The organism is Streptomyces rishiriensis (assembly GCF_003112535.1).
Taxonomy (GTDB): Bacteria; Actinomycetota; Actinomycetes; order Streptomycetales; family Streptomycetaceae; genus Streptomyces; species Streptomyces rishiriensis.
Genome location: NZ_BEWA01000001.1, coordinates 63,091 through 82,052 on the forward strand (window position 1 = coordinate 63,091; position 18,962 = coordinate 82,052).

Genomic DNA, 18,962 nt, shown 5'->3' on the forward strand with positions numbered 1-18,962 from the left:
CGTGGTTCCTCGTGGGCGCTCGGTCAGCTGGCGGGGTGGGGGGTGACGTAGGCGATCGTGCCGCCGGAGTGGGATTCCAGGCGGGTGCCGAGGAGCAGGGCGGCGAGGGTGCGGTCGTCTTGTCGGGTGGAGGGCAGTTCCGTGGTGGGGGCGGCGAGGTCGGTGACGTATCCGGCCAGGCGGGCGTCGGGGAAGGCGTAGCGGCCTTGGTCGTTGCGCTGCCAGGTGTCCAGGCCGGTGAGGACGGCGACTACGTAGCCGGACAGGGTGATGGGGAGCAGGCCTGCGGTGGCGATGCTGGTGGGGTCGCAGCGCCACCAGCCGCGCAGGCTTTTGAGGAGGTGGCTGGGGCCGAGGTGGGGGGCGTAGCCGATCCATGTGCGGTCGGTCTCGTCGACGCGGCGGGCTGCGTCGACGCGCAGGACGGCGATCTCGCGGGCGCTGAGGCGGTGCAGCGGGGCGGGCGGGCGCTGGTGGAGTGCCTGGACGACGTCGAGAGGGATCATGACGCGGACGCCGCGGTAGGAGAGGCCGGGCAGGACGTCGGCGCGGATGAGGCGGCGCAGGGTGGTGATGGCGCAGCCGAGTTCGGTGGCGGCCTGTCCTGTGGTCAGCAGTACGGCCATGTCCGTCTCCTCGGTGGCGTGTGGTGCTGGAGAGGACGGTAGCCGCACACATCTCTGTTTGCAAGCCTGATCAGTTATCTGATCAGGCTTGTACATCGTGGTGGCCTCAAAGAGCGTTGAGGCGGGCTTCGTCTGCGGCGGGGCCTACTGCCCCGATCTTCAGCAGCCTTGATTCGATGGCCTGTTCACTGCGGCCGAACTCTTCGCCGAGTGCGGGGGCGAGTACTCCGTCGGCGCAGCGCTGGGCGAGCTGCCGGTCGTCTTCGTCGCTCCAGCGGGCGTGGGAGTTGCGGTGGACCTGCCGGCGTTGCTGCATGACGTCGGAGAGGGGCCGGCTGGTGGGGGCGGGATCGGATCCCGGCGCGCGGAGCAGTCCCTGGCGTTTGAGTTCTTCGTAGACGGCGCCGCGGGAGCAGCCGAACTCCGCAGCGAGGACGGCGAAGTCGCGACTCTGGCGGAACCGGGTGGCGAGCCGGGCGCTGGCTGCGGGTGCCCAGGTGGAGTCCTGGCGGGGCGGCGGGACGGGGGCGGGGTTGGTGAGGGTGCGGGAGGAGGCGTCCAGGAGGCGGGCCAGGGGTGCGAGGGCGTCTGCGGTGACCGCGCCGCAGAGTTCTCCTTGGATGTCTCCGCGCTCGCTGCTGATGGTGAGTTCCAGGGTGAGCTGTCCGTTGTCGCAGCGGGTGCCGGTCAGGACGTAGCGGCGGCCGTTCTCGGTGAAGGCGGACTCCAGGCAGGGTGTTGGTACGGGGTCGGGCGGCGCGGGCAGGGGGGCGGCGCCCATCGGGGAGGCGAGGAGGGTGTGGACGTGCCAGGTGGCCAGGAACCGTCCTCCGGTGTCGAGTTGGTAGGTGACGGGGCCGGTGTCCAGGTCGGTGACGCCGTACAGGACGGTGAGCCGCTGGCCGGCGAAAGGGTTTGCCGCTTCGGGGGTGCCGGGCACGGGCTGGTAGGTGAGGGTTCCGCGGCCGGACTCGTCGGCGGGGTCGTACAGGGGGGCATCGGGGTCGCCGTGCCAGTGGCCGCTGCTGTCCTTGAAGGCGTAGATGACGGTCATGGGGCTCCTGGGTCAGTAATGGAACTGGATGAGGTGCAGGTCGCTGATGGCGACGGCGGCCTGCTGCTGGTCGGCGGGCAGGGCACGGAAGAAGTAGGCCTCGCCGATGCCGTCGGCGAGGATGCGCCGCAGTTCGTCTTCGGGGGCGTCGTGATGGCGGGCGGAGAAGAGATGGCGGGCGTGCAGGGCGGGGAGGTCCTCGGTCACGCGGAGCAGGCGGGGGTCGTGGAATTCGCCGCTGAGAGTGGTGTAGGCGAAGCGGGCGTGGAGCTGGGCGGTGACGCAGCCGCCGCGGTCGAGGATCTGCTGGTGCGCAGCGCGGCGGACGTCCGATTGCCAGATGCGGTGGATCTCGCGCTCGATGAGGGTGGCGTGGGCGGATGTGAGGTCGCTGGTGTCTCCGTCGGTCCACCGGGTCAGGGCGTCGGGGTAGGCGAACAGTCTCGGGGCCAGGACGGCGGGGCTGTGGTGGCGCAGCAGGTGGCGCAGGCGGGCGGCGGGACGTTTGGGGGGTTGGCTTGTCCAGTGCCGGGCGTCGGCGAGGTCGAGCGCGTGGGCGACGGAGGTGTTCGGCGGCGGCATGGCGTGGGTGGTCTCCTGCCAGGTGTTACCGGTGTGTGGGCTGATCGTTGTCCGCGGTGAGGTGCTGGGGCGGAGCCCGGGCCAGGTAGGCGGGAGGGGCGGGCGTGGACGAGGAAGCGGTGCCGAAGCCGGTGGGGCTGGAGCCGGTGCCGGGCGAGGCGGCGGCGTCCTTTGTCCGGAGGCTGGCCCTGCTCAACGGGCTGCCTGCCGGGGAGGTGCTGCGGGAGGCGGGAGCACGCAGGCCGCCTCAGGAGCTGGATCCGTGGGCGCAGGAGGTGTTTCTCAGTGAACAGGCGGTCGCGCGGCTGGCGGTGATGGCCTGGCGGACGCCGCAGGAGCTGTTGCGTGCCCTGCCGACGCTGGCCGCCGGTACCGGTCGCGGGCAGCCGGTTCGGGTGCTGCCGTGGCCCGGTCAGTGGACGCCGCTTGGACCGTGCGTGGGGTGCCTGGCCCGGCATGACGACCTCGTGGCACCGGTGGTGGTGGCCGGCGGCGAGCCGTGGCAGGTGTGTGTGCGCCACGGCTGTTGGCTGCGCAGCGCTGCCGACGGCGGTCCCGCGCGGGTTCTGCTGGCCGGGCTGGAGGAGGTGGTCCAGGCGCATCGGCGGCGTGTGAGGCTCCAGCAGCGGGTGGGACCGTATGCGCGGGCTCTGCTGGCCGACGCGTTGCAGGTGGCTTCGGCCTGGTGGCAGGGCCGTCAGATGGGCTCGGAAACGGTATGGGCCGGTCGGGAAGCGGTGCTGGGCACGGGGCGGCAGCGGTGGGCGGTGCCGCTGGTCGTCTACCCGGAAGCCGTCATCGTCGCCGAGGCCATGGCCGTGTACGAGCGGCAGCGGCACTGGGGGCGGGAGTTCGACAACGGTGCACCAGGCTGGATCTCGCCTCGCTGGATTACCTTCGTGGGCGAGCGGCTGGGGATGGCCGGCCCTATGGAGCGCGGCGGTTACCGGATGCTGCGGGAGTGGACGCTGCAGCATCGCGTCACCGCGCCGGTGGTGGCCCGGCTGGCCCGGTCGGCGCCGCCGCCCGGCTACCGGTTGGGGCATCTGCCGGTGATGGAACCGCATCACGGGTTGCTGGAACGGGGGGCGCTTGAGGAGGCGTCGTGTCTTGGTTGGCGGCTGGGCCGATCCGTGACGGCCCTGGAGTGAGGGGGTGCCGGTGGGCCGGGGTGTGGCGCGAGCGGGCTGGGTGCTCACCATGACGGGCAGGTGTCCTTCAGCAGTTGGGCAGGGTTCGTGCCCTGGGCGCATTGAGCGGTGTACCAGTGCAGGGGGCGTACCGCGACGGGCCGGACGTGGCCGGGTGAGATGCCGATCCTGAAGTCGCTGTAGGCAGTGCCGGTGATCTCGGTCAGGTGCGGGGTGCGGGTTGCGTACACGATGTGGTCGCCGGAGACCGCGAGGGGGTGGTAGCCGCCGCGGGCGGTGCGGGCGAGCTTGCGGTGGAGATTGGCGCGGGCGTTGGCGATGACTGCGGCGCGCAGGTCGGGGCGCCAGGTGGGCTCTTGGGGGGTGGGCCAGGCGGCCAGAGCGGCCTGGTCGGGTTGGGTGGGCGGCTGCTCCAGGGCGGCGAAGGCGTCCTGGACGGTGGTGTGCAGGGCGTGCAGCAGTGCCTGCTGCAGGGGGTCGGCGTGGGGCAGGGAGGCGAGGGCGGTGAGCAGGTCGGGGGTTTCCTGGGTGGCGGTGATGCCGAGGCGTTCGAGGACGGCCAGGCGGGCCAGGCGCAGGTGCTGGTACCAGGGGTTCAGGTAGGGGCCTTTGGGGCCGGGGCGCAGCCAGCCCTGGACGGGCTTGGGCTGTGCTCCGCGCAGCGCGGCGTAGGCGACGGCTGGTGTGGTGTGCCAGGCGAGGCCGGTGCCGGCAAAGGCCGGGGGGAGCCGGGGGTGCTGGGGGACGGCGGAGAGGTCGACGAGCCAGCTGCCCGGCTGCTTGGGGTCGAAGGGCGGGTGGTGGACGTGGCGGGCCGGCCCGTCGGCGACCTGGATCTCGTTGCTGCCGGCGAGGTGGAGCAGGTTCACGGCCAGGCACACCACGTGTGCGCGGTCGGCTTCGTCGGGGGCAGGCGGCCTCCACCAGTCGATGTCGGCGTCGGCGAGGGCGTCTTGTTCGGCGCGGTGGCGGGCGAGTTGGTGGCCGGGTGGGGCTTCGCAGGGGGCAGGGTCGACGGGCAGTGTCAGGGCTCCGCGCACCCCGGTGGTCAGTACGGCGCCGGTGGTGGTGTGGCGGTGTGCGGGCGGGCGCAGGTCACGCATGAGCTGGTGGCCGCAGGCGCCCGGGGTGCCCAGCGGAGTGGTCACGAGCGAGGTGTACTGGCCGAGGAGTGCGGCGAGTTCGCTGGGAGTGAGGTGTTCAGGGAGGTTCCAGGCGTCGTGGTGCAGGGCGCCCCAGTCGGTGACGGCGAGGTGGATGCGGTCGCAGGCGGGATCACCGGTGCTGGGGTGCAGCCGCGTCCAGGGGCCGAGGCCGTCTGCGTCGGTCTGCCAGCCGATGACGCGGGCCTGCTGCTGCAGGGGGTGGTCGCTGCGCGGATGCCGGCCGGGCAGGTCGGGCAGGTCGGCGGGCAGCGCCAGACGGGCGCGGGCGGTGGGCGTGAGGACCAGCAGCGGTCCGGGCGGGAGGGCTTCGGAGCGGACGGGGGCTGCGCCGAGCGGTGTGTTCACGGCCCAGGCCAGCAGCCCGCGCAGGTCGTCGGCGGGGCAGGACCGGGTGCGGCCGTCAGCAAGGTGGGCGATCAGGCCCGAGGCCCCGGCCTCGAGGACGGCGAGAGGGCCGTCGGACATGCCCCGGGCTCTGATCGGCGGATAGGCCAAGCGTGCCGTGGGGCCGTTGGGTGTGCGCTGCACGGGCGGGGCAGGGGCGGCCGCAGGAGGCTGCGCGGGGGCGGTCCGGGGCCGAGGCGGGGCCGGTTGGGCCGGTGCGGGGTCGGGGTCGGGCGCGGGGCAGCGTGTGCCCAGGTGCTGGGGGTGGCCTCCGACGCGGTGCTGGGTGGCCTGCTGGCAGCGGCGGCATGCTGCGGGAGCCGGCGCCAAGGTGGGGATCTCGTGCCGGAGGGCGCCCAGTGCGGCCCAGTCGGGGGTCTGGGCGGGTGAGGGCTGCGGTGGTGCGGCGGCGCCTTCCTGCCGGGCGTGCAGGGCGGTCAGCAGGTTGCGGTAGACGGCTGCGGTGTCGCCGCGTGGGGTGGTGCTGCCCTGTTCCCAGGAGTGGACGGTGTCCTCGCTCACGTCGCAGGCGTCGGCGACCTGGTGCAGGGAGAGTCCGCACTCGCGGCGCAGCCTGCGCTGTTGCGCCGGCATGGGAAGGCCGTCGGGCGTGGGCCCGGGCTCTGGGATGGGGTCGACGTCGAACAGTGCGTCCACGATTGGGTCTGCTCCCCCGCTGGTGCTTGATCTCTCGGATGCGCGCTGCTGGTCGGCAGGTGCGCTTGGCAGCGCAGCATGCAGGAGTCGCAAATCTCATGCGTCAGTCGCATGAACGTTTCGCTGGCTGTCGACCTGCGGAGATGGCGCGGGACCGGGCGGGAAATCTGCTCCGTTCGAGCGATGCGCGCGCCGCGTGTTGTCCTGCGCCCCCTTCCCGGCCTCTGCCGGGCGGGTTCACCTGGCACGACGGGCCGTTCGCCCGTGCGATCGAACGGCGCGCGGGGTGCGGCGCGCGCTCGCTCGTTCGAGTGCGTTCGATCCGGATGGCTTTCTTCGCGGTCACCGAGCGGCCACGGTGATCGACGTCGCCCGATCGATCACACAGGCGATATCCGTGCTTTTCGCCGTGTGGAAGGTGTTGTCGTGACTGAGGTGGTCTGGGCACAGTTCCTGTCCCCCGCGGGGCGGCTGCTCGAGAAACCCGTGCACCAGGTCCGTCAGGAGCGGCTGGAGGAGCGGGCCGAGGTGTGGAGACCCCACCGGTACCGGGGACGGCAGGCGATCGCCACCTGGTGGCGGCCTGCGGCGCAGGCCCGGCACGCGGGCTGCGTCAGTCTCGGTGCCCTGGAGGCGGCTGTGGGCCTGGAGTTCGATCCGCAGGTGGTGTCGTTCACGGGCTGGCCGGTGCGACTGGCCTGGGCGGGCAGCACGCAGGGATTCGTGCCGGACTTCTTCGCCCGGCTGGCCGACGGGCGGGCGAGGCTGGTGGTGTGCCGGCCGCCGGAACGGGCGACGAGCGGGTGGGAGGAGACCTCGAGGCTTCTGGAGGCGGCCGGCGAGCAGGCCGGCTGGGAGGTGCGGGTGCATCCCGGCGGGGATGACACGGCCGCGGCCTCGAATCGGCGGCGTCTGTCCCGCTACCGGCATGCGCGGCTGGCGGATACGGACACCGCGCGCGTCCTGCACCAGGTGTTCGCCCGGCCCCGCCCGTTCGCCGACGGGGTGAAGGCAAGCGCTCTGCCCGAACTAGCCACGGTGGCCCGGGCATTGCACCTGGTGTGGATGCGTGAGCTCCTCATCGACTGGAGCACCCCCTTCGTGCCCGCCCGTTCCCTGGTGTGGTCCTTGCAAGGGGTGCGGTGATGGCGGTGCGTGCGCCGGCCAGGCCTGGCGTCGTGAGAGTGGGCAGCGCCGTGCGCTGGTGCGGCGAGACGTACCTGGTGGCGGCGCTGCAGGGCAGCAGTGTGCACCTGCTCAGCCGGCAAGCCGACGGCGAGGACGCCGTCGTGCTGCTGGACGCGCTGCACCGCTCCCCCGGCTTCCGTGTGCTGGACGGGCCGGACACGGAAGTCGACGACGACGTTCCCGCCGAGCCGCTGGTGGCCGCACGCCGGTCTCTGGGCGGTGCGGAGCTGTTGGACGGGCTGGCGGACCAAGCCCGCCGAGAGGTCGGCTTCTGGCTCGACCATGTGCTGGAAGTGCACACGGGACTTCCCGGATTCGCAGCACCGGGCAGTGCGCCGCGCCCCTGCTACGACCCCGGGCACACCACCTTGCGCAAGCGCTACGAGACCAAGGCCGCTGAACTGCGCGCGGCGCATCACCAAGTGTCGGCAGGCACGGTGGAACGCAAGCGGCTGGCCTGGCTGGAGCAGGGCGTGTGGGGGCTCGTCGACAAACGGCGGGTGCGCGGGCCCAGCCGGCACGGCCGTGTCGACGAGCAGGTCGTCACGCTGCTGTGGAAGATCCACAAGCGGCAGGAGAAGCGGTCCGTCGGGACCAGGTCACGGCTGTTCGAACTTCTCAGGAGGGCGTGTGTGAGGAAGTTCAAGAAACGAGCAGAGCAGCTGATGCCGTCGCGGGCGACGTTCTACCGGCTGCTGGACCGGCTGGGGATCGTCTGCGGAAAGCAGGCCGCCGCCCGGCGCGGCGACGGCAGCTACCGCCCCGGGCCGCCGTTCACGCTGGCCATGGCCACCGCGCCGGGCGAGCAGGTGCAGATCGACACCACCTCGCTGGACATGCTGGGCCTGGACGAGAGCGGATGCGTGGTCTCCCTGGAGTTGACCGCGGCCATCGACGTGGTCAGCCGGTCGGTCCTGGCCGCGGTCGTGCGGCCCAAGTCCAGCGGCACCAAGACCAGTTCCACCTCCCGCCGTCACGGCGGGAGGGCCACCAAGGCGGTGGATGCCCTGGTGCTGCTGGCCGAGATGTGCACCCCGCAGCAGATGCGCCCGCACTGGTCTCTCAAGGCTGCCGCGAAAGCCTCCGATCTGCCCTACGCCCAGCTGGTGGAGGCCGACGAGCGGATGAAGGGCGCCGCCGCCCGGCCGGTAATCATCCCGGAAATGATCGTCATGGACAACGGCAAGGTGTTCGCCGGGCGGGCCTTCATGGACGCCTGCGCCCAGCTCGGCATCTCCGTGCGCCCGGCCTGCGCCAACTCCCCCACCCACAAGGCGATCATCGAGCGGACGTTCGGCTCGGTCAAAAGCCTCTTCAGCCAGTTCTTTCCCGGATACACCGGCAAGGACCTCACCCACCGCGGCAAGCACGTCGCGGGTGAGCGGCTGTGGCGCATCGACCAGATTAACGACTTCCTGCAGCAGTGGATCGCTCTGGGCTGGCAGCAGCGCCCGCACAGCGAACTGCGCAACCCTTTCCTGCCATCCATGCCGCCGCGCACTCCCAACCAGGTGTTCGGCGCCCACGTCGCCAGCAGCGGCTACGTTCCTGTGCGCCTGAGCGCCGAGGACCGGCTGCGGCTGCTGCCCACCGCCTGGGTTCAGGTCACCGACAAGGGCATCCGCCTCAACAACCGCACCTACGACAGCCGCGCCCTGAACGGCTACCGCAACGCCCGTTCCGGGTGGCCGGGCAAGGGCCAGCGGTGGCCGGTGCGCTACCACCCCCACCAGCCGGAGAAGGTCTGGCTTGAGGACCACCGCAACAACACCTGGGCGCAGGCGGACTTCGTCTACCAGCGGCTGATCGGCGACGCCTGGAGCGAGCACGTCTGGGACCAGGCCACCGCCGCCCACCTCGACAAGGGCGGCACCACCCGCGACGAGACCGCTATCGCCCGGCTGGTGCGCTCCCTGCTGGAGCGCGCCGGCCGCGGCCCCTCCCGCACCGCCTCACCGCATCCGGCTCCCGTCGACCGTGGCATGCAGGTCGGCCCGGCCCCGGTGCAGGACCCCTACCGCGGCATCCCCGCCCCCGCCTTTGACAGCGTGGCCAGCCTGCCCGTCCTGGATGCCGGCCCGCGTCCGCTGGCTGCGCCGGCTACCCGCCTGGCTCTGCCGGGCGGCCCGTCGAGCACATCACTGCCGGGCGATACCGGCAGTCACGGCGGCGCATCCGCCGGACAGTCCTAGCTCTCATTCCCGTCTGCTGGTGGTGGCCGTCGCGAGTGTCCCGGGCCACCGCCGGCTTCCCCGAGGACGCTTGCCATGTCTGTGCCCGAAACCCCTGACACCGCCGACCGGTTTGTGCCCCTGACGACCCGTACGGGCTGGCAGGCCCAACTGGACCGCGTCATCGAACCGCCCGACCTGGCGGCCTGCCCGCTCACCGACAGCCCCGTCCCGCTGGATGATCCGCGGCTGGTGTACCACGCCACGATGGGCACCCTGCAGACTCCGGCGCTGAAGAAGGCGGTCGCCGTCGCACGGCGGCTGTGGCTGGTGGGCGGCCCGCGCAGCGAGGGGCCGCTGCACCTGGCCGTGGACGGGCCGGGTGAGACCGGGATGACCACGGTGCTGCGGCAGATCGGCCGGGCCTACGAGAAAATCGTGCGGGAGCGGCTGCCTGCCGACCCCAAGCGGATCCCGGTGGTCCACATCAACACGCCCCTGGCACCGGGCAGCAAGCTGGACATGTCGATCCCGTTCGCCGAGTTCTTGGGCCACAAGCACACCAAGGACCCCGAGAGCAGCCAGCGCAGCACCGACATGACCGGACCCGTGTGCCACGTTATGAAGACCCGCGGCACCCGGCTGGTCCTCGTCGACGGCATCGACCGGCTGGACAACTGCGAACTGAAAACGGCCTTCGACTACTTCGGCTATCTCGCCGCGGAATGCAACGTGTCCTTCGTCTACTGCGGGGTCGGCTCCCAGGAGATCGTCAACGAGGCCCGGCGCGGCAGGCGGCCTGGACCATCCGACGGCGGCGCAGGCGGCATCCCCACGCTGGCGGTCAATCCGATCCCCTACAGCGCTGACGACTACGAACTGTTCCACCAGGTCGTCAAGGCCCTCGATGAGGGCCTGTGCCTGCACCAGCACCGCCCCGGCGACCTGCTCAAGCTCGCCGCCCACCTGCACCGCCGCACCGGCGGCTACATGAAGCCGCTGTCCTACCTCGTCTGCCAGGCCGCGCAGGAGGCCATCGAGACCGGCATCGAGGCCATCACCGAGGAACTGCTCGATGGTCAGCTGGTGGGCCGCTTCGACGACCACCCGCTGAAGCAGTGGTGACCAGACACTGCATCACGCGGCTCACGCCACTGCCCGCCAGCAAGGACAGGCGGGTCCGCTCTGCCGCGTGCCAGCCGAACCCGCTGGCCAGAGCACGAAGACCGGCCCTGGCCAGCGGCCAGCGGTCAGAGGGGCGGCTCAGCGTCGCGGTCCGGGTCTCGCAGGGTGACGAGCCGGTCGAGGTGGTGCCTGTGCAGGAGCCGCTCCTGCACAGTCTGACCACTGCTGGACGGGTCGAGCACGGCCAGCAACGGGCTGACGGGACGAAACCCCGCAGCCAGCATCAGACGACCAGTGGGCGAATCGGCGTCCTCGACGCAAGTGGTGGCGACCACCCGGCATCCGCGGCCCAGAACGTGAAGGGCCTGGCGGGCCAGGAATGCACCGAGCCCGAAACCCCGCCACGCCGGGTCCAGTTCCACGGTGAGCAGGAGCAGCAGGTCACCCTCCGCACGCAAGCCCAGCTGGTGGATCGCACTGCTTGGATCGTCGACAGCATCGTAGGCGGCCCTTGCGGTCAGACCCGTATTGAACCCTGCATCCGTGCCGTCCAGCAGGTGGGTGTCCTGCCCCCAGCCAACCCTCAGCAAGGCCAGTTGGCCGACCTGTCCCCGGTCGCGCTCCCCAGTTCGGCGGGCGGTGTCCGGCACGCGGTGGTGCACGCCCACCTGCCAGTACTGGATGTCGTCATCGACCCGGCCGAGCGGCATGCCGCCCGTGGTGCACGAGAAGTCCAGCGTCAAGTGGTCCGGGGAGCCTGGAAGCTGCCGAGGATCAGCAGGACCGATCGGTCGGGCGGCGCCGCGGTCCACCGGCGTCTGCTCCCTCTGGAGCTGGGTCCCGATGCAGAGCAGGAGCCGCACTTCGTCCTGCCGGATCTCGTGCTCGTGCTCGTCGTATTCCCAGTCCTCCGCGGTTTCGGCGTCGGCCAGGTGGAGCCGCTCGGCAAAGTAGCGGGCGTGCCCTGCTGCCGGGATGCCCACGGCAAGTGCGGCCTCCATCAATTGCCGCATCGCCTCACTGGCGTTGAAGTCTGCAGCCTCACGGTCCATGCGGAGTTCCTCGGCGACCAGGGTGGTCTGTTCCCGCACCGCCGATGGGCCAGCAGCCTTCATGTGCGTGTCGCACAGAGTTCGGTACCGGGCGAGTTCATGGCGGCATCCGGTCTGCTGGCACAGCCGGCGCACACCGGGCCAGTAGCCGTGGCTCAGCCGCAAGCGCCGGCCCCGGCGGTCGTTCTCGACCAGGACAGTTCCTTCTTCGTCGTGGCCTTCCAGGCGCAGGATCCTGCCTTCCAGGCCGCTGTGGGAGGAAGCCAGCTGGTCGGCGAGGGCGAGAAGGCTGGCGCGTGCCACGGGGACACCCAGCAGGCCGGACGTGTAGGTCATCGTGCCGCCCTCGCACCGGTGGGCAGCCGTGTGCAGGGCCTCGTGGAGGAGCTCCCACACGGACACCGCGCGGGATACGACGGCGTGGGGAGCCGAAGGGCGGGAGGAAGGCAGGGCAGGGGAGTTCACGGGCATGGTCCTTTTGCAGGCGTGGAGGACTCAGGCGTCCTGCATGTCGCTGCAGGGGCAGTGCGAGCACGGCTCGTCCCGCTCTGCGTTGGTGGGGTGGCACGACCAGTCGTGTCCGCAGGTGCACAGGATGCCGCCACTGGCGGCGGAGAAGGAGCAGATGCTGCAGGCCACGCTCTGCGGCTGGGAGTTCTCGAGGGAAGCGGTCCGGAGCTGTTCAGGCAGGTGCTCGAGGAGTTCACGCGGCAGGGCGGAGCGGCCCTGGTTGAGGATGATCTCGCACAGCTCATGCTCAAGCCAGGCCTGGACGGGGTCAGCGGTGTTGGCGATCAGCCAGCTACGAAAGCCGGCCGGTGCGTCGTCCAGAACTGCGGTTTGTCCCCGGCTGACGGTCTCCATCAAGTGGGCCAGACGGAAGGTGAGTTCGCCGCCGAGCTCGTGGCGGTCGGCAGCAGCCTTGCGGGCGTGCAGCAGGACGCTGGTGCCGTGTGGCTGCACGGTGATTTCGTCGGGCAGATCAGGTCCCGGTACTCCGGCCACGGGGGTGGTGTGCCAGGGGCAGGGCACGATCGGGCGGCTGACGCACCAGTTGCTGAATGTCATCGGGTCGGCGGTCTGACTGCTCCATCCCCAGTCGATTACGCAGCCGCATGCCTGCTTCAGCGGTGTCCAGGCGATCTGCGCCGCGCGGGCCTTGGCGCTTTGGCGCTGGCTGGTGTCGTGCAGCCCGCGCAGCTTGTGGCGCGGCTTGTTCTTCTTGGTACGCCCCATGGGTGCCCCCTGCTTCGTCGTAAAGATCACCAGCCCGTGTGACCGGTGCTCTCCCTCCCCCAGGGCAACGACCGATGAGACGAAGAGCAGTGGATGTGACGGTCTTATCGCTACTTCGTGTGATGGGCGAGCATTTACGCGATCCGGTGGGCGGGCCTATGGCGCCCTGCCCCCACGGGATCCCCTTGGGTCAGCGGCCCGGACTGCGTCTGCGTGGGGGTGACGTCGCGTCAACTCTGCGCCACGATGGCGGGTTGACATCTCAGGCACCCTTCGTCACCACCGGTGGGACGTCTGCCGCCGCGGGTGCTTCAAGGCCATGCGTCGACAGCGGTGTTGTGGCAGTGGTCTGTTCCGCCAAGGGGGCGGCGCAGGCCCGGACGGAAGGTCTTCCGAGGATGCGGGGTTGCTGATCATCCGTGCGGATGAGATACGGCGGCACCCGTCACATGCGGGGCGGGCCCTTCGTTGGCGACAGCGCACTCGGCCATGCGGGCCGGGCGGAGGGAGTATGCGCGGTGCGTCGGCGGTCTTTCAGAATCGAGCGGCACGAATTCCAGGTCCAAGGCTCCTGGGTGGGTCAGGTTTTCACCAGCGCGGTGACCTTGTTCGTGGGGTGTTCCGGGTCCGGGAAGTCGACGGGGTTTGAGTCGCTGCTGTATCCCCTGGGGCTGAACAGCGGGAAGATCATGCACGCGGTGCGGTCGTGTACCCAGGTCCGTCTGGTCTTCCGGGTCGGTGACACACGGTGGCAGGCGACACGGCCGGCTGTGCACCGCGGCGGCTATGTGTGTTTCGAGAATCTCAGCGATCCGACACTCGGCGAGGTGCGCCGACCGGTCGTCCGCGGGCGCGGTGGCGAGCAGAGTGCCAGCGAGTTCGTCATGGAGCTGCTGGGGATCCCGCTCCTGGGCAGCGGCCAGGGCCGGGTCGGGCTGGCCGAGGTGGAGCGGTGGCTGGCGCTGCGGCAGTCCACCATTGCCACCGCCTACCTGGGCGGAGGAAGCGACGCGGTGCGTCGGCTGACGGGGCGGGTGCTGCTGGGCCTGCACGACGAGCACATCGACGCCCTCCAGCAGCGGTTCCAGGAGGCCAAGGCGGCGCATGCACAGGCGAAGGCTGCGGCCGCGGCCATGCGCGCGGCGCGCCAGGCGGCCGGGCTGCCCGGCCCGATGGACTTGGAGGCGACCGAGCAGCTGTGGAAGCAGGAGCACGCTGCCGCTGCCGAGCGGGCGCAGCATGCCCAAGAGGAGCTGAGCAGGCATCAGCGTCATGTGGCCGAGCTGGACCGGCAGCGCCAGCAGGCCAGGGCGGCACAGCAGTCGGCGCGCCGTCACACCGGCTCGGTGGAAGAGCGAATGCGGCAGGCCCAGCGTCAAGAGGGCCGTCTGGAAGGCCGCCTGGAGGGACTACGGCAGCAGGCGTCCGTGCCCCAGCACTGCCCGCACTGCTCTCAGGCACTACAGGTCGATGGCCTGCCTGAGGACCACTGCCGGGTGTGTAAACAGCAGGACCAGCTGTATGCGCAGCGCCTGGCGGACCGGTCCGCCCTTCTCGCGGAGGCGGAAAAGGCACTCGCCTCGGCACGGCAGGCCTGCGCGCGGTTGGAAGGCGAGCTGGCCGGGGCGCAAGAGACGGAAGACGCCGCCCGGGAGACGGTGCGGGCGGCCGAGCAGGCGATCGGTGACTTCACGCGTTCGACCCTGGACCCCTGCCGGGCAGCCGCCCTGACTTACGAGAAGGAGGCCGCACACCTCGCCGGGCGCCTGGAACAACTCCAGGAACGCATCAAGGAGGTCGGAGTCCTGGCGGCTCTCGAGGCCGAACGGGACCGGCTACTGGAGGAGAAGGATCAGGCTCACGAAGTGTGGAAAGAGACGGAGAAGAAGCTCGCCACCGAGCTGAAGCAGCTGGTGGAGCAGTGGTCACGCCACTTCCTCACCCGGCTCAGGGCAGTCAACCCCGATGTGCGCCATGCCCACATCGATCCGGAGACGTTCTTGCCCCATGTGGACGGGCTAGCCTTCGACGACCAGGCGGTAGCCGGCGGCCCACAGACCCTGGCCAACCTCTGCGCCATGCTGGCCCTGCGCGATGTGGCACGTGCGGTGCCGACAGTGCTGCTCCCGCTGTTCTTCATGGTCGACTCGCCGCTCAGCGGCCTGGGCGGACAAGGGCTGGACGGGCAGATGGCCCAGCGGCTCCTGGAGCAGCTCGCCGACGCGGCCGCCGACGGCGATGCGGACGGTACCCCGATGCAGATCATCGCCGCGGTCAACGACCCCCTGACCCGCCCACTGGCCGGGGTGCGTGAGATCCACCTGGACCGCAGCAACCGCTACATCCCCGCCCAGCTCGAGGCCGAGGCGGCCTGACCGGCGTACGAGTCAGTGCGGCCGGCCGACCGGGTCTCCGTGCCCGTCGGTCGGCTCGCTGGTCAGCCGTCGCGCGGCGTGAGTGTCGTAGTTGGGAGCAAGCAGGCGCTGGACGCCGGTGACGTACTCGGCGGCCGATCGCCCCTCGGGCGCAGCCAGGACACCGGCGTGGACCAGGTTGGCGGATACCACGCGCATGGTCGGTACGCTCGGGCCGGACCAGCCGCCGAAGTCGGGCACGTCGACCGTGGGTGCGCTGCCCGATGCGCGCCAGGCGGCCTGCCGCAGCTGGCGGTTACTGTCGAAGGCACGGTGCGCCGCGAGATCGGCCAGGACCCGTGCCGTGGTGCCCTCCGCCAGCCCCAGCCGTTCATCCGTCCCGGGGGCCACATCCAGCCCCAGCGCGCGCAGGGCCTGCGGGTCCAGCCGCAGCAGCAGATCCGCCATCGGCTGGGTGAGCATCGGATCGGGCAGCAGATCCGCGAGCAGACGGCGCACCTGGTCTTGTAGCGGGGCCGGGATGTCCAGGGGGCAGTGGGCGGCGGCGGTGGCCAGCAGGAAGGTCTCCGGGCGCACCCGCCCATCGTCGTGGCGGTGCTCGAGCATGAGGCACAACTGGCGTTCCTCACCGGCCAGCAGCCGCAGCGCGCGAGCCGCCGGGGTGTCGCCGAGCCACGGAATGAACTGGGCGGGGCTGTCGACCAGGCGGCCGGCCTGGGCCATGCGATACCAGGGTGCGACGGCATACATGCACCAGGGCACGAGCCCGATCATCTGCTCCAGCCGGGCAAGGTCGGTTCGTCGTCGGCGCAGTGCGATGGAGCAGATGCGGTAGTGCAGCTGTTGACGGGGGCCGTTGTCGCCGTAGCTGTGCAGGTCCTCCAGCTCGCAGAACAGAGCGTCGACCGCATGTGTCAACGCGCCTTCGAGGCGGTCGGTGTGTTCCAGGGTGTTCCAGCATTCGGAGAAGGCCAGAGGATCGCGGTCGCTGTCGGGCAGCAAGGGGATGTGAGTCCTGACCAGCTCGGGCAGCCGCATCGCCGTCGCGGAACTCGGCGGGAGGGGCCCGCCCAGGCGTGTGCGCAGGGCATGCGCCATCTCGGCCCAGGCGGCGGTCTCGTCGGCTGCGCGCTGGGCCATCACCCGTTCCTGGCGCAGCTTGCGCCCCTTGGCGGCGCCCTGTTCGTTCAGGAGCGGGGCTCCTGCGGCAAGGCGCTCGGTCAGCTCCTCCTGCAGGACACGTTTGACCTCGGCGGCCGGCACCTGGTCGCGGACGACCTCCACCGCTGGGGTGTGGCCGGATTCCTCCAGCCCGCGCACCCAGGCGGCCGCAGCATGGGCCGAGGGTTGCTTCTTCAACACAGTCTGCGCGAGAGGCAGTCGGGAGGAGACGGGGATCTGGCCCAGGTATCGCTGCGTGTTGTCCCGGGGATCAACCAGCGCGTAGATGACGCGGGCGCCGGCGGCAGGGCGTGAAGATGACACGGACGCCGATGGTAGAGGGCGGGCACCGGCGGCAGGCATTCCGTCACCCGGGCGAGTGGTGTCGTTGAGGCGGATGACGTCAGACACCTGGCAGGCTGTGCTGACACGACGACGGCGGGCCGCGGCTGTCCTGAACAGCTAGATGTCCGTGAGGTCCACCAGCACCACTCCGGCCGCGCGTGCGTCAGGCGGCTCGAAGCCCCGCTCGCGGATCATGAATTTCACCCGGTCGGGCAGCCGGGACAACGGACGCCCGGCGAGCTCATCCAGTCCCGGGTAGACCGGGTCGTCCAGCGGCTCACGCCCCCAAGCTGCCGCCCTGGGCTTCGATCGCCCACGCCGCGCTGATCCGCCAGTGCTGTCCGTCGGCCCGGGACGGGCCGCAACGTCACGGCGAGTTGACGTGCGCAGCCGGTCCACCTCGGTCTGAGCCGCAGCCCTCAGGTCATCACTCCCGCGACGGTGGAGATCTGCAACCGTCGCGTGAGCTGCTTCAAGGCCGCTCCGCCCGGCACCCGGCGCATCGCACAGGACGCGATGCCACGGCACGCTCCGGTCCCGGACATAGGACGCCCTGATCGGCCGGTCCCGAAGGACGGCTTGCACAGTCAATGCAGACACGATGGTGCATCCCAGCTGGGTCGGCGAGCCGCGGCCGTGACGGCAGTCGACCACCAGGCCCGTCGGTGACCTCGGCACCCAATTGCGGTGGTTGTACAGCACGTAGACGGGCAGGCAGCTGGCGGCCAGTGCATCGCGGACCAGCAACTCGCTTTGGCGCTCACCGGTGGTGCGCACCACATGCTCGAGGTTGTATCCGCCGCCGCGTTTGGCGCGTTTGGCCTGCACGCGCATCCCGAATCCCCGGTTGGCCGTGTGGAACCACCACTCCCAGTCGGCCCCGTTGCGGGCCTCCTGACGCCGGTGGAACTCGCGCACGACGATGCGGTCGCTGTGCAGGCGCTGCAGATCCCCGAGGTTGAGCTGTGTGTACATCTCCTCCCCGGACGCGGAGCCGGTGAAGTGGTCAAGCGCCAGCCGCTCGAAGGTGCGCGTGGCGCAGGCGCGCAGGGTCCGGCACACCGAACGCGCCGCCGGGGAGACGCAGGGGACGGCCGCCTGCCCCGGCCCGCGCAACTCCACGCCGCAGTGCGGGCAGAACACGAAGCGGTCAGCGATTTCCTCACCGCACAGACATAACGACACCAAGAACTCCTCCCCCGGCTTCCATCGACGCTACTGCGCGTTCAGGGGGCGGCCGTTCGCGGTCTTGCCGTGGCGCTCAGGTAGTGCGTGTATTGCTCTTCGGTCAGGCGCTGTCCCGACCAGCCGCTGCAGAACGAGCACCTGGGCCCGTTCCATTGCCAGAAGTCCTCCAGCTCCAGCAGTTGCGCGAGGGAGATCCGTTCCAGGCCCGGGCCCAGGGACCTCGCATGCCGGCAGGCGTCGCCCACTCCGTGGGAACGGCCCGTGTACCGGCCGTGCAGGTTCGACCCGTACACCCACACTCCGGCCAGCGGCCCCAGCCGGCCGGGGTCCTCCCGGAAGGGGCGGACGTCGAAGGAGTCGGCGGAGAAGGTGACCGCGTCGGCAAAGGCCTTGTGCAACCCGAAGTGGACGTCTCGGATCTGTGCGCCCAGCTCCCGCAGATCCGCTTCGCTTGTCACGTCGGCGGCCAGGGCCAGTGCTGTTCGCTTGTCGCGGCTGTCCCACCCGGCCCCCTGGCAGCGGCCCTGCAGATAGAGCAGGGAGTCCCGGGCGTGCACGCTCCCGATGGTCTCCAGCCAGCCCTCCCGAGCCTGCAGCCGCTGCTCCGGCGCGACCGCTCCCCGCGCTGCCGCGGGCTCCTGCTCCTCCTGCTCCTTCTCCCGAACGATCGTGAGCGAGGCAGCTCGTGGACGGTAGGCCTGCGAGAGCTCGAGCAGTTCCTTGCGCCGCTGAGCCAGCAGGTCGCCCGGTTTCCGCAAGGCAGGGTCGACGGCAGGCGTGATCCACGAGCAGGTCGGTTTTCCCGAGGCTCACGCAGAAGCTCTCTCCGCCCAACTCGCCCTCGTCCAGTTCGCGCTCGGGGAGAAGGGGGCGCAGGTGCGACGGGCACTGGCGGTGTTCGTCACCGCGTGCCTGCGCAGCCGCGGACTCTCCGATCTCGCACGGCAGATGCTGGACAAGTCCAATCCCGCATTGGAGCGCGCCCTGCGGGCCCTTGCCCAGGATCTACGCTCAGCAGGGACCAGCTCCAACGCCGACATCGACCTCCTCGCCGACATCATCACCGGCGCTTACGCACGCATCGGAACCTTTCGCGGCCAGGAATCCTGGATTCAGGCTGCTCCCACCACCCGTCGCGCACTGCGCCTGCTCAAGCAAGACCAGAGCATCACGGCGGTGGCCGCGGAACTCCACCGCGCCCGCGACGAGACGCTGGTGGGCGACACACGGCCGCGCCCGCGGCCGGTGCAGGTCATGAACCTCCACCAGACCAAGGGCCGCGAAGCCGACACCACGATCCTGCTGCTGGCCGACGGCGAATGGTACGGCTACGAAAGTGAACCCTTCCCCATCAACTCACGGCTGCTCTACGTCGTCATGACTCGTGCCCGCCGCCAGGCGCACCTGGTCGTCCCGGCCAACTCCCACCCTCTGTGGGCCCCGCTCATCGCAGCCCTGGAATAGCCCTTCCCCACCAACGCGGCCCGCCACGACACCTGCC

The 18,962-nt window shown here is 70.8% G+C and carries 15 protein-coding genes; 6 read left to right on the top strand and 9 right to left on the bottom strand.

Features of this window, described 5'->3' with window-relative positions; all coding sequences use genetic code 11:
* Positions 1 to 23 precede the first annotated feature (23 nt).
* The 3 genes from Sri02f_RS42405 to tpg form a co-directional block, all read right to left on the bottom strand.
* Entirely contained in the window at positions 24 to 626 is a 603-nt protein-coding gene (locus tag Sri02f_RS42405) for a helix-turn-helix domain-containing protein (RefSeq protein ID WP_245970222.1), read from the bottom strand.
* A gap of 106 nt (positions 627 to 732) precedes the next feature.
* Positions 733 to 1,680 (bottom strand): hypothetical protein, encoded by a 948-nt coding sequence (locus Sri02f_RS00305; RefSeq protein WP_108999047.1) that lies wholly within the window; start codon positions 1,678 to 1,680, stop codon positions 733 to 735.
* Between the two features lie 12 nt (positions 1,681 to 1,692).
* Positions 1,693 to 2,262: a telomere-protecting terminal protein Tpg gene (gene tpg / locus Sri02f_RS00310; protein WP_108999048.1), complete on the bottom strand. Its 570-nt coding sequence runs from the start codon at positions 2,260 to 2,262 to the stop codon at positions 1,693 to 1,695.
* A gap of 104 nt (positions 2,263 to 2,366) precedes the next feature.
* On the opposite strand from tpg, the gene Sri02f_RS00315 reads away from it, so the two are divergent.
* A complete protein-coding gene (locus tag Sri02f_RS00315; protein ID WP_108999049.1) occupies positions 2,367 to 3,413 on the top strand; it encodes a TniQ family protein in 1,047 nt (348 codons plus the stop codon).
* 44 nt (positions 3,414 to 3,457) lie between these two features.
* Here Sri02f_RS00315 and tap read toward each other — a convergent pair whose 3' ends face one another.
* Positions 3,458 to 5,620 carry a telomere-associated protein Tap gene (gene tap / locus Sri02f_RS43560; protein ID WP_108999050.1) on the bottom strand — a complete coding sequence of 721 codons (2,163 nt, stop codon included), beginning with the start codon at positions 5,618 to 5,620 and terminating at the stop codon, positions 3,458 to 3,460.
* A gap of 426 nt (positions 5,621 to 6,046) precedes the next feature.
* Between tap and Sri02f_RS00325 the strand changes: the two genes are divergently transcribed.
* The 3 genes from Sri02f_RS00325 (at position 6,047) to Sri02f_RS00335 (ending at position 10,104) form a co-directional block, all read left to right on the top strand.
* The gene (locus Sri02f_RS00325) at positions 6,047 to 6,766 is read left to right on the top strand and encodes a TnsA-like heteromeric transposase endonuclease subunit (RefSeq protein ID WP_159106620.1); all 720 of its coding nucleotides are present in this window, start codon (positions 6,047 to 6,049) and stop codon (positions 6,764 to 6,766) included.
* Positions 6,767 to 6,804: 38 nt separating this feature from the next.
* On the top strand, positions 6,805 to 9,000 hold the full coding sequence (locus tag Sri02f_RS00330) for a TnsB C-terminal domain-containing protein (protein WP_159106621.1): 2,196 nt from the start codon (positions 6,805 to 6,807) through the stop codon (positions 8,998 to 9,000).
* 75 nt (positions 9,001 to 9,075) lie between these two features.
* Complete coding sequence (locus Sri02f_RS00335; RefSeq protein WP_108999053.1) at positions 9,076 to 10,104, top strand: TniB family NTP-binding protein; 1,029 nt, start codon at positions 9,076 to 9,078, stop codon at positions 10,102 to 10,104.
* Positions 10,105 to 10,229: 125 nt separating this feature from the next.
* Here the strand turns inward: Sri02f_RS00335 and Sri02f_RS00340 are convergent, their stop codons facing one another.
* A complete protein-coding gene (locus tag Sri02f_RS00340) occupies positions 10,230 to 11,492 on the bottom strand; it encodes a hypothetical protein (RefSeq protein WP_159106622.1) in 1,263 nt (420 codons plus the stop codon).
* Between the two features lie 159 nt (positions 11,493 to 11,651).
* Positions 11,652 to 12,392 carry a hypothetical protein gene (locus Sri02f_RS00345; RefSeq protein ID WP_108999055.1) on the bottom strand — a complete coding sequence of 247 codons (741 nt, stop codon included), beginning with the start codon at positions 12,390 to 12,392 and terminating at the stop codon, positions 11,652 to 11,654.
* 518 nt (positions 12,393 to 12,910) lie between these two features.
* On the opposite strand from Sri02f_RS00345, the gene Sri02f_RS00350 reads away from it, so the two are divergent.
* Complete coding sequence (locus Sri02f_RS00350; protein WP_108999056.1) at positions 12,911 to 14,767, top strand: P-loop NTPase family protein; 1,857 nt, start codon at positions 12,911 to 12,913, stop codon at positions 14,765 to 14,767.
* 12 nt (positions 14,768 to 14,779) lie between these two features.
* Here the strand turns inward: Sri02f_RS00350 and Sri02f_RS00355 are convergent, their stop codons facing one another.
* The 3 genes from Sri02f_RS00355 to Sri02f_RS00365 all read right to left on the bottom strand — a co-directional run bounded on the left by Sri02f_RS00355 (position 14,780) and on the right by Sri02f_RS00365 (position 18,219).
* Positions 14,780 to 16,252 (bottom strand): hypothetical protein, encoded by a 1,473-nt coding sequence (locus tag Sri02f_RS00355; RefSeq protein WP_159106624.1) that lies wholly within the window; start codon positions 16,250 to 16,252, stop codon positions 14,780 to 14,782.
* Positions 16,253 to 16,390: 138 nt separating this feature from the next.
* Entirely contained in the window at positions 16,391 to 17,458 is a 1,068-nt protein-coding gene (locus Sri02f_RS00360) for a DUF6615 family protein (protein ID WP_108999058.1), read from the bottom strand.
* 41 nt (positions 17,459 to 17,499) lie between these two features.
* Positions 17,500 to 18,219, bottom strand: coding sequence for a hypothetical protein (locus Sri02f_RS00365; RefSeq protein WP_108999059.1), 720 nt, complete (start codon positions 18,217 to 18,219; stop codon positions 17,500 to 17,502).
* Between the two features lie 19 nt (positions 18,220 to 18,238).
* On the opposite strand from Sri02f_RS00365, the gene Sri02f_RS00370 reads away from it, so the two are divergent.
* The gene (locus tag Sri02f_RS00370) at positions 18,239 to 18,925 is read left to right on the top strand and encodes an ATP-binding domain-containing protein (protein WP_108999060.1); all 687 of its coding nucleotides are present in this window, start codon (positions 18,239 to 18,241) and stop codon (positions 18,923 to 18,925) included.
* Positions 18,926 to 18,962 lie beyond the last annotated feature (37 nt).

Coding starts and splice junctions, on each gene's coding strand:
- Sri02f_RS00340 (WP_159106622.1), bottom strand. CDS start 11,492: ATGACCTACACGTCCGGCCTGCTGGGTGTCCCCGTGGCACGCGCCAGC.
- Sri02f_RS42405 (WP_245970222.1), bottom strand. CDS start 626: ATGGCCGTACTGCTGACCACAGGACAGGCCGCCACCGAACTCGGCTGC.
- Sri02f_RS00305 (WP_108999047.1), bottom strand. CDS start 1,680: ATGACCGTCATCTACGCCTTCAAGGACAGCAGCGGCCACTGGCACGGC.
- Sri02f_RS00345 (WP_108999055.1), bottom strand. CDS start 12,392: ATGGGGCGTACCAAGAAGAACAAGCCGCGCCACAAGCTGCGCGGGCTG.
- Sri02f_RS00335 (WP_108999053.1), top strand. CDS start 9,076: ATGTCTGTGCCCGAAACCCCTGACACCGCCGACCGGTTTGTGCCCCTG.
- tpg (WP_108999048.1), bottom strand. CDS start 2,262: ATGCCGCCGCCGAACACCTCCGTCGCCCACGCGCTCGACCTCGCCGAC.